A 14,585-nucleotide genomic window follows, 5' to 3' on the forward strand; every position below is an offset into this window, starting at 1 on the left:
GTTGCGCCTTCTTCACTGATGAAAGGTTTCCATGCCGCGAAACGGAATCACAGCATGAAGCTGCCCTGGCAATCCCTGCGCCTGCCGAAGGGCCTCGGCTGGCGCAAAGTCATGCAGGCCGTCCTGCGACCCGAGGCCGAGGCCCCCGATGCCGACGTCGTGGCCGAGCGAGCGCGCGAGCAGGCCCCCGTGCTGTGGCTGCTGGGCAAGGTGCAGTCCGGCAAGAGCACGCTGGTGCGCGCGATCACCGGCGACTCCGACGTGGCGATCGGGACCGGTTTCAGGAGCTGCACCCGGACGGCACGCGCCTATGACTTCCCGGCCGAAGCGCCGGTGCTGCGCTTTCTGGACACGCGGGGACTGGGCGAGGTCGCCTACGACCCCAGCGAGGATCTCGCCGAGCTCGCGGGCCACGCGCACATGGTGGTCGCCGTGGCGCGCGCGATGGATCTGCAGCAGGAACCCGTGCTGAATGCCCTGCGGGACATTCGCCGCCGGCATCCGAACTGGCCGGTCCTGCTGGTCCAGACCTGCCTGCACGACGGCTATCCCGACGGGCGCGATCATCCGCCCTACGCCGAACTGGACCGCAGCCCCGGGCTGGAGGAACTGGCCCGCGCGCGGCGTACCCAGGCCGAGGCCTTTCGCAACCTGCCCGGGACCGGCCCGGTGCAGGTCGTGCCCGTCGATATCACGCCCGAGGACGAGGGCTTCACCCCGACCCACTACGGCCTGGACGCCCTGCTCGATGCCCTGGAGAAGCTGGCTCCGGAACGCATGGGGGTGATCCTGCAGGGGCTGCGCCAGTCCGCAGGCGGTGATGCCCGTCGGCTGCGCGCCCGATCACACATCCTCGGCTACGCCAGCGTCGCCGCGACCACCGATGCCGTCCCCCTGCTGGGCCTGTTCTCCGTTCCGGCGGTCCAGGGGAAACTGCTGCACAGTCTGGCCAGCATCTACGGGGTCACCTGGGATTCTCGCAGTATGAGCGAGTTCTCCGCGGCGCTCGGTTCCAGCACCCTGCTCGGCCTCGGCCTCAGCCACGGGGCCCGGCAGGTCGGCAAGCTGGTCCCCGTCTACGGTCAGACTGCAGGTGCTGCAGCGGCGGCCGCCACCAGCTTTGCCACCACCTATGCGCTGGGCTATGCCGCACGCCACTACCTGGCCCGGCGACATGACGGGCGCGAGGCCACGGCCGGGGTGGAGCAGGCCTATCGCGACGCCCTGCGCGAGGCCCTGAACCTCGCCCGGCACCGCCAGACCGAGCCCTCGGGGAACGACACGCGATGAAACGCCGCTGGCTCACCCGTCTGCAGGTCACGGGCGTGACCTTCGCTGCGTTCCTGCTGCTGTCGCCCTTTGTGGTGGCCTTCGTCCTGGGTCTGCTCTGGCTCTACGAACACAATGCCCTGCTGATCTGGATCGCCGCGGCCGCCATCGCCGCCGGAAGCGTATGGGGCATGACGCTGTGGGCGCGCCACCGGATCAAGGTCCACACCCGCGAACGGACGACCGAGCCCGTGCGCCCCGCCGATGGCGACTGGGCGCCACTGGAACACGCCGCCTGGGCCGAGGTGATGCGCCTGAGCGAGCAGGCCAGCGGCGAGATCGTCACCGACTACGACCGCCTGCGGGAAGCGGGCGAAGAGACCCTGCGTACCGTGGCCGCGCACTATCACCCGGAACAGGAAGACCCCACCTGGGAGTTCACCGTGCCCGAGGCCCTGCTGCTCAGCGAGCGGGTCAGCGCCCGGCTGCGCAAGATCCTGCTGGAGGAGGTACCGCTGTCGGATCGCCTGCGCATGGGCCAGATCCTGCGCGTCTGGGGCTACCGGCCCATGGTGGCATCGGGGCTGTCCTACGGGCGCACGGCCTACAAGGCCTACCGTATCGCGCGCCTGGCCAATCCCCTCCACGCCCTGGCCGCGGAGCTGCGTGATCGCTTCTTCAACGAGCTCTCCGGCAGCGCACGCGAATACCTGCTGCGACGGGTCGCACGCATCTGGATCGAGGAAGTCGGCCGCGCCGCGATCGAGCTCTACTCCGGCCGCCTGCAGCACGATGCCGACGCCCTGGCCGAGATCGCCGACCAGGAAGCACAGGCGAGCGGCCCCACGGAGGAGGCATTCCCGGGCCGGCCGAAGATACTGGTCGTGGGCCAGCCACAGGCCGGGAAATCCACGCTGGTCAACGCGCTGCTGGGGGAATACCGCGCAGCCACGGACGTGCTGCCGCTGACCGCCGAGCAGGAGGGCTACCTGCTGACCCTCGCGGACGGCCAGGAACTGCTTTTGGTGGACACCCCGGGGCTTGGTGACCGCATGGACGTGGATACCCTGGTTGATGCCGCCCAGACGGCGGATCTGGTGCTATGGGTCGCGCCGGCGCACCAGGCCGACCGCTCCCCGGACCACGAGGCGCTGCAAGCCGTACGGCGCTTCTTTGCAGAGCGCCCGGATCGACGCCAGCCGCCCATTCGCATCGTGGCCAGCCACATCGATCGCCTGTCGCCCGCCCGCGAATGGGAGCCGCCGTATACGCTCGACCCGCCGGAAGAACGGCCCAAGGCGCAGAACATCGCCGCCGCCCGCCAGGCGATCGCCGCGGACTTCGGCCTGCCCGAACAGGAGGTGATTCCCGCCCGGCTCGATGGCGCAACGCCCTACAACATCGACGCCCTGACGGCCGAACTGGAGACGCTGATCCCGGCCATGCAGCAAACCCGCAAGACCCGGCTGCTGCGCCACCCGTCATCCCGAAGCCTGCGCCAGATCTGGCGTCAGACCCGCAAGGGGGCCGGTCGCCTGCTGGGTCGACCGCGCTAGATGACCCTGCGTCCACGCCAGCACCAGGACGCCCCCTCCCTGGACTCCCCGACCGCCTGGCTCGCCTGCGGGCTCTCCCTTGTGGCGCTGTTCGTGGCCTTTGGCATCGCGTACAGCTACGGGGCGTTCTTCTCCTCCATGGCGCAGGAGTTCGGTACACGGCACGGCGGGTCCGCGCTGTTCTTTTCCGCCACCGCTCTGTTGTTCTTCGGCCTGAGCGGTGTGACCGGCCCCCTGTCCGACCGCATCGGCCCAGGGCCGCTGCTCGTTGCGGGTGGCCTGTTCATCGCGGCGGGGCTGGTCGGGACGGCGCGTGCCGGCGAACTCTGGCAGGCCTACCTGGCCTATGGCCTGGGCGTGGGTATCGGGGCGAGCTGCGTATTCGTGCCCGTCGTGGCCGCGGTCGGGCGCTGGTTTGCCCGCAGACGCTCCATGGCCCTGGGCATCGCGGTATCCGGGATCGGGTTGGGCGTACTTGGCTTCGCGCCGCTGTCCGCCTGGCTGATCGAGCTCCACGGCTGGCGCTCGACGTACTATTTCTACGCGCTCGCGGCAGCCGTCATCCTGCCGCTCGCCGGCATCCTGTTTCCACGGCCCGGGCGCGCCCCGGATGGCACCCACGCCACCACCACCCGCTGGGGTGGACGCCGCTTCGCCCAGCTTTATCTGGCGACCTTTCTGCTGAATACGATCCTGTACGTACCGTTCGTCCACCTGCCGCCCGCGGCCGAGGCGGGCGGCATCGATCCGCTGCGCGCGGCGGGCCTGGTCGGGATTATCGGGCTGGCGAGCGTGGTCGGGCGGCTGGCGATCGGCATGCTGGGCGATCGCTATTCCCTGATGCATCTCTATCGCGGGTGCTTCGCCCTGATCACGCTGAGCTTTCTGATCTGGGGCACCGCAGGCAGCTACGCCGCCCTTATGCTGTTCGCGGTGGTACTTGGTTTCGGGTACGGCGGGTACATCGCCCTGACACCGGCGATCCTGGCCCGCCTGTTCGGCCTGTACAGCCTGGGCCGCCTGCTGGGCATGACCTACACCGCCGTGGCCCTCGGCGCCGCGCTGGGTCCGGTCCTCACCGGCCTCGGGGTCGACCTGACAGGCGGCTATCTCATGATCCTGATCGCGCTCCACCTCGTCGGCCTTCTGGCCGTTCTCGCCACCCTGCCGATCCGCGACGAGCCCGTCACGGGGACCACGCATCCCCAGCGCGACAGTGACCCCTGAGGTCTTTGTCTATCATCACAGTCCAACCGCCCGTCGTAGGGCAACCTGAACCCCGGCCGCATCCGGGGATCGAATTCTTCATAAAGCTGCAGCAGCCAGGCCCCGAACCGAAGCCCAGGAGGTACCCGCGATGCGAACGTTGCCCGCCCTCCTCCTGGCTGCCTTGGTCGGCTGGGCCCCCGGTGCCGCACTCGCGGTGGAGGTGGTCGAGCGGCATTTTGATACCGACGGTGACCAGCACGAGCTGGAGGTGACCTTCCGGGTCGAAGTCCCACCCGAGGCCCTGTGGTCATACCTGACCGATTACGAGGCGCTGAACCGTTACTCGGAATCCATCCGCGAGAGCCGGATCGTCTCCCGATCGGATGACGAGGTGGAGGTCGCAAGCGTCGTGCACAGCTGCGTGTTCGTGTTCTGCCGGACCATCCGCAGGCACGAACGGGTGACCGAGTACTACCCCGAACGCATTGATGCCGAGGTCGATCCGGAGCACAGCAATCTGCGTGCAGGCTCGACCCGCTGGGAGCTGCAGCCCGATGCCGGCGGCACGCACCTGACGATCCAGATGCATGTGGAACCGGACTTCTGGGTACCCGGCTTTATCGGCAAGACCCGCATCCAGCGCGCGACCCTGCGAGAGACGACCGAGCTGCTGCGCTACATCGAACGCGACTACCGCGCCAGCCGCTGACGCTCAGGCTCTCTACGAGCAACTGAACAACGGGTGCCCTGCCAGCAGCCGTTCAAGGCGATTGCGCAGTTCGTCGCGCACCGGACCGGCGCGATCCGCATCGAGACGGGAGGTAAAGAGGGACTCGTACCATTCCTCTTCTTCGTCCATGTCCCAGTCAACCTCGCGCAGCAGGGCCTGGCCGGCCTCCGGGATCGCAGCGGGGAGCTCGCGACCGGTCAGCAGGGCCCAGACCCCGGTCCAGCAGCGTGCCAGCGCCAGCGGGTGATAGCCGCCACCGCCCAGGACCAGCAGCCTCGGTGTGCCGTCGGCGTGCCGCGGGCTGGTCTCGATCACGTCGTCGACGCAGGCGAGGAAGCACTGGGTGGAGATGCCGAACTTGCCGAGCGGGTCCGGCAGCAGCGCATCGGTACCGGCCTGAACGACGACCGCATCCGGCTGCCAGCGGGTGCGCACGGCCTCCCAGACGGCCGCGAAGGCGGCGCGAAACTCGCTGTCGTTGGTCTCCTTGGGCAGCGGCAGGTTCACGGCGTTGCCAAGCGGTCCGGTGTCCTCGATGCGCCCGCCCTCGAAGGGGTAGCCGTACTCGGTGTCCATGTGCAGGGAGACGGTGAGCACGTCCGGGTCGTCGCTGAACGCGGCCTCGACCCCGTCGCCATGGTGGGCGTCGATATCCAGATAGAGCACGCGCTGCCCGGCCTGACGCAGGCGCAGGATCGCCAGCGCCGGGTCGTTGAAGTAGCAGAATCCACGGGCCTGGTCGGGGGCGGCGTGGTGCATGCCACCGGCCGGGTTGAAGGCCATGCGCCCGTCCAGCACCACCTCGGCGCCCTGGATGGAGCCCCAGGTGGCGGTCGCCGGGGTCGCGAAGAACCCGGCGAAGAACGGGTTCTCGAAGTTGCCGATGTTGTGGCGGTCGCGGTAGCGCTGGAAGACCTTGCCCAGCGCCTCGGCGCGCTGCATCGCGGCCACGTACTCGCGGGTGTGGAACCACTCGAGCTCGGCCGGCTGTGCCTTGCGCGATACGGCCATCTCCTGCGGCGTGATCGCGTCATAGGCCTCGATCAGGTCGATGGTCAGCGAGACGCGCGGGATCCCGAGCGGGTGGTTGTCGCCGTAGCTGTGCCCGCGATAGCGCGGGGCATGCAGCAGCGTGGCATGTCGGCGGGCCGGCTCCGGGTGCCGGTCCGCGGCCCCGGTGGAGGCATCGATGGCTTCGGGGGTGGCACTCACTGGCGCAGCCTCAGATAGATCTCGGGCAGACGGCGCGGCAGCTCGTCCACGTGGTCGATGATGGTGTAGTGACCGGGACCGAAGATCGCCGGCAGGTATTCCGAACCGGACGGGTCCAGGGTGATGCAGAACGGGTGCACGCCGGCGTCCACCGCCTCCTTCATCGCCATGCGCGTGTCCTCGTGCAGGTAGCGCTGGTCACCGCCGTCGTCGTAGTCGGCCGGGCGGCCGTCGGACAGGATCAGCAGCAGCCGGCGCTGGGCCGAACAGCGCTTGAATGCCTCCAGCGAGTGGCGGATGCCCGCGCCCATACGCGAGGCCAGGCGCCCGGAGACCCCGGCGATGCGGGCGCGGACGGTGTCGTTCAGGTCCTCGTTGAAATCCTTCAGCCAGTAGTAGTTGACCTGGTCGCGCTGCTTGGAGGCGAAGCCGGAGATCGCGTAGGGATCGCCGACCTTCTCGATCGCCTCGGCGAACAGCATCATCCCCTCGCGCACGCGGTCGACGATCTTGCCCTGCCCGCCCGGGTGACGCGCCATGATCGAGGTAGACATGTCCGCCAGCATCATGACGCCGGTATCGCGGTGCTGCACCGCACGGCGGCGGTAGATGAAGGCCTTCGGCGACAGCCCCGCCTTCTTGTCGGCGATGAAGTCGATCACCGCCTCGGTGTCGAGCTCGTCGCCGTCCATCTGCTTGCGCTGCGGCGCCAGGCGCATCGGGCGCTGCATCTCCAGGCCGCGGGTCAGGCGCTTCAGGGTGTCGGCGTTCTCCGACAGGATCGTGGCCGCCAGCTCCGGGTTTTCGTCGTCCAGCACGCGCTCGTAGAGATTCACCCAGTCGGAGATATAGCGCTGCTCGCGGTAGTCCCACTCGGGATACGGGATGCCGTCCTTCTTCGGGGTGTAGGGAGCGGCGCGCTTGGCCACCTGGGCCGGCTGCGGGATACCCGTGCCGATGCGCCCGCCGGTGCCAGAGGTCTCCTGCTGCGGGGTCTGGATGTCGGCGTCCGGGTCTTTCTGCGCCTGCTCCGGGGCCTGCTGCGGCTGCTCTTCCTGCTTCTCGCGCTCGAACTTGTGTTCGTCGTGCGCCTCGTGGTCGCGGAAGTCGGCCAGGCTGCCGTCGCGTTTGCGCTGCGGATACACCGGCAGCGACTGGTTCAGCGACAGCCCGGGCAGATAGGCCTCGGCGCGCTCCTCGATGGTGATCTCGGGGAAGGCCTCGTCGGCGAACAGCTCCTCGCCGATGGCCCAGGCGGTGACCACATCCGCGTCCGGCTCCAGCACGCGCGCCAGACGCGGGTCCTGCGCCTCGTCGCGCAGCAGGGCCTGGTGGGCCTTCAGCGCGAAATCGAAGTAGACGCCGGCCGCGCCCTCCGGGCGCTCATGGTCCTCGGCCAGCGCCACCAGGCGCGGCAGGAAGTTCGGGATGCGCGGGGCCAGGCGCGCGTTCACGCGCAGGTCCTCGGCCAGGTCGAACAGCACCTGGAAGCGGAACATGCGCGCCTCGAATGGCGCGAACAGCGGGCGCCAGGTGATGCGCGAGCGGTCATCCAGCGGCGGGTGCTCGACCCCGGCACGCTCGAACAGCCGCTCGACATCGGACTGCGCATACGTATCGAAGGCCAGATGCGCGGCCGCGTGCTGGGTGGCGACGATCGCCTCCTCGCGCGAGTCCATCACCGCCGGCATAAACAGCCGCCGGCCGTCGGTCTCGAGCATCGGGCGGCCCTCGCCCGGCTTCCAGCTGGAATCGGCCAGCGGGATATCGGCATCCAGCCAGGCCAGCAGCACCAGGCGCAGGAAGCGCCCGTGCATGCGCGGGCGAAAGCCCGGCAGCGCCTCCAGGAGCAGCTTCAGGCTCTCGTCGCTCTCCAGGCGAAAATAGGCCTCACCGCGCGAGCGCCCGGCCTTCAGCAGGTCCGCTCCGCGCCGGGCCCAGGACAGCAGGCCCTGGTCGCCGACCAGGTTGCGGGCGATCGGGGCACCCTCAAGATAGGCATCCAGGGTCAGGCCGCGTTCGTCGAACAGCGTCTCGGCCGGCTCGATCAGCGCGCGCAGGCCCTCGATACCTCGGCCGGCGGAGAGCTTGTCGAACGGCGTCTCGAAATAGGCGCGGGCATCGGGCAGGCTGCGTTCGCACCAGCGCAGGCCGATCTCGGCCCAATCGCGCTCGCCGGCCTCGCCCCAGGCGTCATACACGCGATCAGCCTGGGCCATGAAGCCCTCCAGCGCATCGGCCGAGTTGACCCACTGCTTGAACTGCGCGGCCTGCTCCAGCCACAGGTCCACCGTCTGCATATGCTCCGCGAGCCGCGCGGAATTGCGCATGAAGCTCTTGCCGGCCTCGCGGTCGTGGAAGAACAGCTCGCGTACGGTCTCGATCCAGCGCCGCGCGGTGGCGGCACCGAACGCGCGGATGGCCGGGAGGGCTTCCTTGGTGTCGCGGTGGGCGACGAAGCTGATGTCCTCGAGATGCTGGAGGACCTCCTCGATCTCGACGAGATCTTCGGCTTCCGTGTTCGCCCCGCCGCTGTTGCGGGCCTGGTCGCTCACGCGGCTTCGGACTCGGGGAAGTGGGCGTCGAAGATCTCTTCCAGCGCCTGGATCAGCTCGGGGTCATCGGTGATCGGGGCGATCATCGCGGCGCGGCAGGCCACGCGCGGGCTCAGACCCGCCTGCATCAGCTCGCCGGCATAGGCGAGCGCCCGGGTGGAGGTCGCCTCTTCCAGTCCGTGGTCCTTCAGGGCCCGCGCCTTGCGCCCGGCAGCCACCAGCTTCTCGACGCGATCGGCATCCAGGCCGCCGGATTCCTTGGCCACGATCTCGCGCTCGACATCCTCGGCCGGATAGTCGAAGTGGATACCGACAAAGCGCTGCTTGGTCGAGGGCTTCAGGTCCTTCAGCACCGTTTGGTAGCCGGGGTTGTAGGAGATCACCAGCATGAAGTCCTCGTGCGCATCGATGATCTGGGACTTCTTGTCCAGCGGCAGCTGGCGACGGTGGTCGGTCAGCGGGTGAATGACCACGGTGGTGTCGGTACGCGCCTCGACGATCTCGTCGAGGTAGCAGATCGCGCCCTCCTTGACCGAACGGGTCAGCGGGCCGTCCTGCCAGACGGTTTCCTCGCCCTCCAGCAGGAAGCGGCCGACCAGGTCCGAGCTGGTCAGGTCCTCGTGGCAGGATACGGTGACCAGCGGCTGGCCGAGGGTGTGCGCGACATGTTCCAGGAAGCGGGTCTTGCCGCAGCCGGTCGGGCCCTTGAGCATCACCGGCAGGCGCTTCGAGTACGCGGCCTGAAAGATCTCGATCTCGTCGCCCTGGGCCTTGTAGAACGGGGCATCACCCGCGTCACCGGGCTTCTCAATCACGTCGCGTTCCACGCCGCGGATACGGTTAATCAGGTTCTTCATGGGGTCTCCGATGCCGACCGCGGGGGCCGGGACTGGTGTATGCGCGGGAGCGGCGTTACCCTCCGCCGGGCTGGCGGCATGCCCCGTGGCATCCCGTCGTGTTCCCGCAGGCTTTGTTGTATCATTGGCTGTTTATATTCTATCGAACCTGCGCACTTCCATGAACCAAACGCCCTTCCCGGTACGGGATCGGGCAGGTGAAGGCGCCCGCAACTCGGATTCAGCGCGTCAATAGAGGACCCGGTATGAAACTTGTCAAACTCGTCAAGCTGAACAACCTGCAGTACAACCCGAATCGCGATCCGGAAGTCTACCGGCGCCCGATCAACGAGGAATTCCGGGTGCAGGCCCTGCTGAACGGCTCCGGCACCGCCCAGTGCAAGTTCTCGGTGGAAGGCGAGGCCCTGTGCGAGAGCAGCGTGTCCCTGCCGGGCACCTTCGACTGCAAATTCAGCTTTGATACCGCCGGCACCCGCGTGGGCGACCTGGTGATCGAGGCCAACGGCGAGACCTACCACGAGAAGATCCGCATCGACGTGCTGGAGCACGCCTGGATCGGCTAAGGCCGTGCGATGCCCCGCGATCCGCATCATGCGGATCCGCGAATCAAAAAGGCCCCGTGGCTAACGCCCGGGGCCTTTTTGATGGGGCGCTCAGCCCCAGTCGTACATGCGGATGAACTCGGGGAGCTTTTCGACCATCTCCTCGCGATTGAAGAAGCGATCGGCCCGCGCCAGGCGCATCTCGTCGCGGATGTCCTGGTCCCCGCCAAAACAGAACACGGGCAGGTTTATCTGATACTCCATGCGCAGGATGCGGATTACGTCCAGCGGGTCGAACACCTCGATCTCGTCCAGATCCAGCAGCAGGAAGCGGTAGAGCAGCACCTCGTTCCAGGCGCCCAATTCTTCCAGATCGGTCACCGGGTGCAGATGCCAGTCATCCGGCAATGCGGTGCGAATCTGCTCGATCATCGCCTGATCCTGGCTCATCAGGATCAGGCGTTTCTCCAGCCGGCGCTGAATGGTCGGTTCGGACATCGGTTCGCCTCGTAAAGCTTTTTGGGGAAGTATCCAGCGGCGTGCAAAGCAGGATCAGGCGGCGGCGATCCCTCGGTAGAGACCGTCGATGCGCGCGCTGACCTCGTCGACGATCACCGCGTCGAGCTGGCCGTTCAGGCGCGAGCGCACACGCAGGCGCTCCGGCGACTCGCCCACCAGGGTCTCGCGCAGCACGCGATCCACGCTCGGGTCCTCGCACCAAATGCGTGCAATGTGTGTCCCGGCGATATGCAAGCGCAGGCGGCCACAGTGGCCGCGCGTCTCGAAGACATGGTTCTCCCGATTCACACGGATACCGTCGCGCACGGCCGGCCCGCCCTGGCTGTCGGCCAGGTCGGCGAGTTCCTCGCGCCCGGCCGCCAGCCACTCGTCCCATTCTGCGGAACTCGGACGGTAACACCGCGCGGGGGTACTGAAGCGGCGCTCCAGCACCTCGCTCAGGGCCGCCTCCAGACGTTCCGGCGTCGGCGCCGCCTCGGGGCACTGCTCCGCACAATCGGTCATGCCCTCTTCCAGTGCCGGGCGCAGCCATTCGCGGTAGCCGTCGCTTGGGGCATTTACACACGATAGAAAGCGTTCCACCGGGAAGCGGCGCAGGAAGCTAGCGCCGAACACACAACCCTCGTTCAGCGTGGCCGCACCAGTACCCATGATCTTGCGCCCCTGAACCCAGACGTCCTGACCGCGCGCCTCGACGCCTTCCAGCCCCAGCTCGCGCAGCACATCCATCGCGATGCCCAGCCCCAGCGCGAACAGGTGGCGATGGCCACGGGCGAGGACCTGGCGGGGCTGAATCAGGAAGAAACAGGCCTGGTCGGCATCCACCCAGACGGAGCCGCCCCCGAGCGGGCGGCGCACGACCGGCACGCTATTGGCCTTGCAGGCGACCAGGTCCAGATCCATGGCCGGGTCCTGGCTGGCGCCCACGGAGATGTGCGCCTCTCGCGAATGCACCCACAGCACGCGCAACGGCGATTCCGGCGGCGTGCTGCTCGCCAGACCGGTATAGAGGGCGTGGAGTTCTTCCGCGGAGCGGGCCCCGGCATCAATCCATTCCGGGGTGACCGTGGATGCGACCAAGGATCAGTCCTCGGGTTTGTCCTGCTCGGACGGGGCCTCGTCGTCCTTGCCGGGCTTGTAGAAGTAGCGGAAGTAGAAGTCGCTGCGCGAGAGGTCCTCGTACAGCTTGGCACGTTCCTCGACACCCCCGCGCATGATCTCGACCATGGCCATGGCCTGCTCGCCGTCGATGATGTGGATCCCGCCGGTCAGCTCCTGATCGGTGTTCAGGAAATGCGCGGCCAGCTCTTCCGGCTCCTGGATATACACCAGGAACGACTGGCAATCGGGGTCCTCGAGATCCAGGGGCTGCATCACGATCTTGCCCAGCCAGGCCAGGCGCGCGACCTGGTTGAACTGGTGAATATCGAGCTTCTTGCCCTTCTTGTACTTGTTGAGTTCGTTACGGATCTCGCCGATGTTGGCGATCTTCATCGATTTCATGGGGCGTGCGTCCTGCCGCGAATGAACCGGGAGCATAAACAAGTCCAGCCCCCGGCCGTAAAAAAACCCCGGCGGACCGGGGTTCTTGAGAGGAACCCTGGGCTATTAGCTGGGTTCGTTCGCCATCCCTGGCGTTATGCTTCTACCAGTCGAAACCGTCGTCTGCGGGCTCCTCAAAGCCGGCCACCTCGCGAAGGGCATCCTCCAGCGCGCCCGGGACGCGGCGAAGCTGCATGAAGCTGTGATCGCCGAGCATGCGCAGGTCCGGCCAGTGCAGCGCCGCACGAAAACGCATGTGCAGCGCCTCGATATCGCCCCCTTCTACCAGGATCTCGTACGGCACGTAGGCGGTGTGGCGAAGCTCGCGCACGTCGATCGTCTCCAGGGTGTTGAGGTCGGTGGCCTCGGAATCGGCGCCATCATCGGCCCGAATCGCCACGCCGATCAGCGTAGCGTCCGTTCCCGGGATATCCAGCCGGTAGATCTCCGACACGCCCCCACGCCGATCGCCCAGACCGGCATCCAGCTCTTCCAGGGCGGCGCTCCGCGAGCCGTGGCTACCCAGGTCATACGGGGCGTTGAAGCGCTCCATACCAAACGTATAGCGGTAACGCTGCAGCTCCCGCGGGGTCATGCCGTCCTCCGACCCGAAGTGCTGCTCGTCGCCCAGCACCTCCGCCAGCCGCGAACTCACGGCGTTCACCGAGTCATCAATGCGATAGGCATGTCGAAAGTACTCGAGGTTGTTGTAGCTGACCTGAACCCCGCCGTTGGTCGCGGTCACGGCGACGCGTATAGGTGCGATGTACGCCGCCCGATCCTGGGAGCCCGCCACCGCCAGCAGGTCGTCGTGGGTCACCACGATCACGTGCCGGTCGTCACTGACCGGGTACTCGCCGAGGGTCTGGAAATCGGCCTCTTCCAGTCGCTCGCGGACCGTCTCCACCTCACCGCTGACATCGGAGCCGGACGTGGTGTAGGCCAGTACCAGGGGCCGATAGACATCGTCCGCCAGCGCCGTGGCGGCCGCGCCAAGGGTCAGCAGACACGCGCCGAAGAACGCGAGAACGGCAGGCACGCGAATGCCTCCGCGCAATGCGTGGATTGCTCGCATGGGATTCTCCTTTTGATTTTGCTAGTTCGAGCACAGGCTCGATCAGGATGCCTTCCGACGAAAGGGCCCGGGCCCCACCCCCCGATGGGTCCCGGTGTCCGGCACCGTCCGCACTCCATGGCGGTACCGCCCCCTCCTCCAGGGTCGGCAGCTCATCCCGAAGCCCGCGCCGGGCACCGGTGCGGCCGCTCACGACCGCCCGGGCGCCATCGATCAGAAGCGGTACGCGTACCCGATCTCGAGCTCGTACTGCCGCATCTCGATCTCGATGTCCTGACCGGCCCCGAACACATCCTGACCACGTACGCGCTGACTGGGCGCATACATCGCCGCGAAGTTAATCTCGTGCTGACCAAATTCACGAGTAAAACCGGCGGTAAAGTGATCCGTCATCACGGCCGGAGCCAGGATGTTGAGCATCACGTCCTCCGAACTGATCGGATTCTCGCCACGGTTGTAGCCAACGCGCCAGGTCCAGCCGTTGCCCCCATCGATCTGGGCACCGAACTTGAAGATATTCACGTCGTCCCAACCGAATCCTGGGCCTCCGTCCGCGCCAAACTGAGCGGTCGGCATACTTGAGTTCGCGATCGAATCGATCTCCGAGTAACGGATCTTCTGGTAGTCGGCCGACAGGGTCACGTTCGGGGTAACATCCACCGAAAAGCCCAGCCCATAGGTCGACGGAATATCGAACTCGCCACCATTAGCGAACAACCCGGAGTACCGGTCGAAGTCGCCAGCCCGGATCTTGGAACGATAACTCGCACCTACACGAGCCCCTTCCGCCAGTTCGGCCTGAAAGCCGATTTGCGCACCATATCCCCAGCTCGAATCCGTACGCCCGCTTGTCATGTTACCGGGGTCTGCAGACATCTGGGGGTTATCGAATCCATCCAGCCCTTCGACGCTAATCCGCTGGTAGCTGATAATCGGGCTGAAACCGATACTGACCCGGCCATCCGCAAATTTCTGCGCATAGGTCGGGATAATGGCCAACTGCTCCAGGTCCACTCCAGTTCTGCCAGCGCAGAACGGACCACCTGCCGGGCACCCCTCGCTTTGACCATAAGCAGGATAGTCGGTATTCATGCCCCCGTTTCCAAGGAGCGCGACACCCCAGGAGCGGTTTTCATCAATCTGCTGAACAAACGCCAATGATGGAATAAAGAAATTCTCACTGTCGCTGTCGACGCTACCCGGATTTACAAACATTTCTGCCCCTGGGGTGGTCGGCATACCAGCGTCGAAGGAGCGTTCCGGGCGGAAATAGGCAATCGAACCGTCAATACGGGTTTCCATACCGGCGATGCCGGCCGGGTTGATGCCGGGTGCGTAGGCGTCCTGGGAGATGGCCATGCCGACCCCGCCCATGCCCTTGGCCTTGGTGCCATAGCCGTGCGCGAAATAGCCGTTGGTGGCATTGGCGACGCCGGCGCTGCCCATTGCAAGGCCGACCGCGACCGTCACCAGACTGCGGCGAATGATGCGTGCTTCCATGTTGTTCTCCTTTGGTGGT

13 protein-coding genes are annotated in these 14,585 nt (G+C 66.8%); 5 read left to right on the forward strand and 8 right to left on the reverse strand.

Translation table 11 applies throughout. The annotated features are described in order from the left end of the window. Positions 1-54 precede the first annotated feature (54 nt). The 4 genes from G015_RS0105510 to G015_RS0105525 all read left to right on the forward strand — a co-directional run bounded on the left by G015_RS0105510 (position 55) and on the right by G015_RS0105525 (position 4,743). The gene (locus G015_RS0105510; RefSeq protein ID WP_018994665.1) at positions 55-1,290 is read left to right on the forward strand and encodes a GTPase family protein; all 1,236 of its coding nucleotides are present in this window, start codon (positions 55-57) and stop codon (positions 1,288-1,290) included. After that, positions 1,287-2,825 carry a GTPase family protein gene (locus G015_RS0105515; protein ID WP_012982069.1) on the forward strand — a complete coding sequence of 513 codons (1,539 nt, stop codon included), beginning with the start codon at positions 1,287-1,289 and terminating at the stop codon, positions 2,823-2,825. Before G015_RS0105510 ends, G015_RS0105515 begins: the two co-directional genes overlap by 4 nt. Continuing rightward, a complete protein-coding gene (locus tag G015_RS0105520; protein WP_012982068.1) occupies positions 2,826-4,052 on the forward strand; it encodes an MFS transporter in 1,227 nt (408 codons plus the stop codon). It begins immediately after the preceding gene. 130 nt (positions 4,053-4,182) lie between these two features. Then, positions 4,183-4,743 carry an SRPBCC family protein gene (locus G015_RS0105525; RefSeq protein ID WP_012982067.1) on the forward strand — a complete coding sequence of 187 codons (561 nt, stop codon included), beginning with the start codon at positions 4,183-4,185 and terminating at the stop codon, positions 4,741-4,743. Positions 4,744-4,755: 12 nt separating this feature from the next. Here the strand turns inward: G015_RS0105525 and G015_RS0105530 are convergent, their stop codons facing one another. Genes G015_RS0105530 through G015_RS0105540 form a run of 3 tightly spaced genes read right to left on the reverse strand, consistent with a single transcriptional unit; the run spans position 4,756 to position 9,388 of the window. After that, positions 4,756-5,976 (reverse strand): acetoin utilization protein AcuC, encoded by a 1,221-nt coding sequence (locus G015_RS0105530; RefSeq protein ID WP_012982066.1) that lies wholly within the window; start codon positions 5,974-5,976, stop codon positions 4,756-4,758. Continuing rightward, on the reverse strand, positions 5,973-8,531 hold the full coding sequence (locus tag G015_RS0105535) for a nitric oxide reductase activation protein NorD (RefSeq protein ID WP_012982065.1): 2,559 nt from the start codon (positions 8,529-8,531) through the stop codon (positions 5,973-5,975). The genes G015_RS0105530 and G015_RS0105535 overlap by 4 nt, the downstream gene beginning before the upstream one ends. Beyond that, positions 8,528-9,388 carry a CbbQ/NirQ/NorQ/GpvN family protein gene (locus G015_RS0105540; RefSeq protein WP_012982064.1) on the reverse strand — a complete coding sequence of 287 codons (861 nt, stop codon included), beginning with the start codon at positions 9,386-9,388 and terminating at the stop codon, positions 8,528-8,530. Before G015_RS0105540 ends, G015_RS0105535 begins: the two co-directional genes overlap by 4 nt. Positions 9,389-9,633: 245 nt before the next feature. Between G015_RS0105540 and G015_RS0105545 the strand changes: the two genes are divergently transcribed. Then, positions 9,634-9,951: a hypothetical protein gene (locus tag G015_RS0105545; protein WP_012982063.1), complete on the forward strand. Its 318-nt coding sequence runs from the start codon at positions 9,634-9,636 to the stop codon at positions 9,949-9,951. A 90-nt stretch (positions 9,952-10,041) separates the two neighbouring features. Here G015_RS0105545 and G015_RS0105550 read toward each other — a convergent pair whose 3' ends face one another. The 5 genes from G015_RS0105550 to G015_RS0105570 form a co-directional block, all read right to left on the reverse strand. Continuing rightward, positions 10,042-10,428, reverse strand: a complete 387-nt coding sequence (locus G015_RS0105550) for a hypothetical protein (protein ID WP_012982062.1) — start codon at positions 10,426-10,428, stop codon at positions 10,042-10,044. A 54-nt stretch (positions 10,429-10,482) separates the two neighbouring features. Beyond that, complete coding sequence (locus G015_RS0105555; RefSeq protein ID WP_012982061.1) at positions 10,483-11,529, reverse strand: lipoate--protein ligase family protein; 1,047 nt, start codon at positions 11,527-11,529, stop codon at positions 10,483-10,485. Between the two features lie 3 nt (positions 11,530-11,532). Then, positions 11,533-11,952: a hypothetical protein gene (locus G015_RS0105560; protein ID WP_012982060.1), complete on the reverse strand. Its 420-nt coding sequence runs from the start codon at positions 11,950-11,952 to the stop codon at positions 11,533-11,535. A gap of 142 nt (positions 11,953-12,094) precedes the next feature. Then, positions 12,095-13,066 carry a hypothetical protein gene (locus tag G015_RS0105565; RefSeq protein ID WP_020146284.1) on the reverse strand — a complete coding sequence of 324 codons (972 nt, stop codon included), beginning with the start codon at positions 13,064-13,066 and terminating at the stop codon, positions 12,095-12,097. 213 nt (positions 13,067-13,279) lie between these two features. Beyond that, on the reverse strand, positions 13,280-14,566 hold the full coding sequence (locus tag G015_RS0105570; RefSeq protein WP_020146285.1) for an OmpP1/FadL family transporter: 1,287 nt from the start codon (positions 14,564-14,566) through the stop codon (positions 13,280-13,282). Positions 14,567-14,585 lie beyond the last annotated feature (19 nt).

The sequence above is a fragment of the Thioalkalivibrio sp. ALJ15 genome, from assembly GCF_000383695.1.
In the GTDB taxonomy this organism is placed as follows: Bacteria; Pseudomonadota; Gammaproteobacteria; order Ectothiorhodospirales; family Ectothiorhodospiraceae; genus Thioalkalivibrio.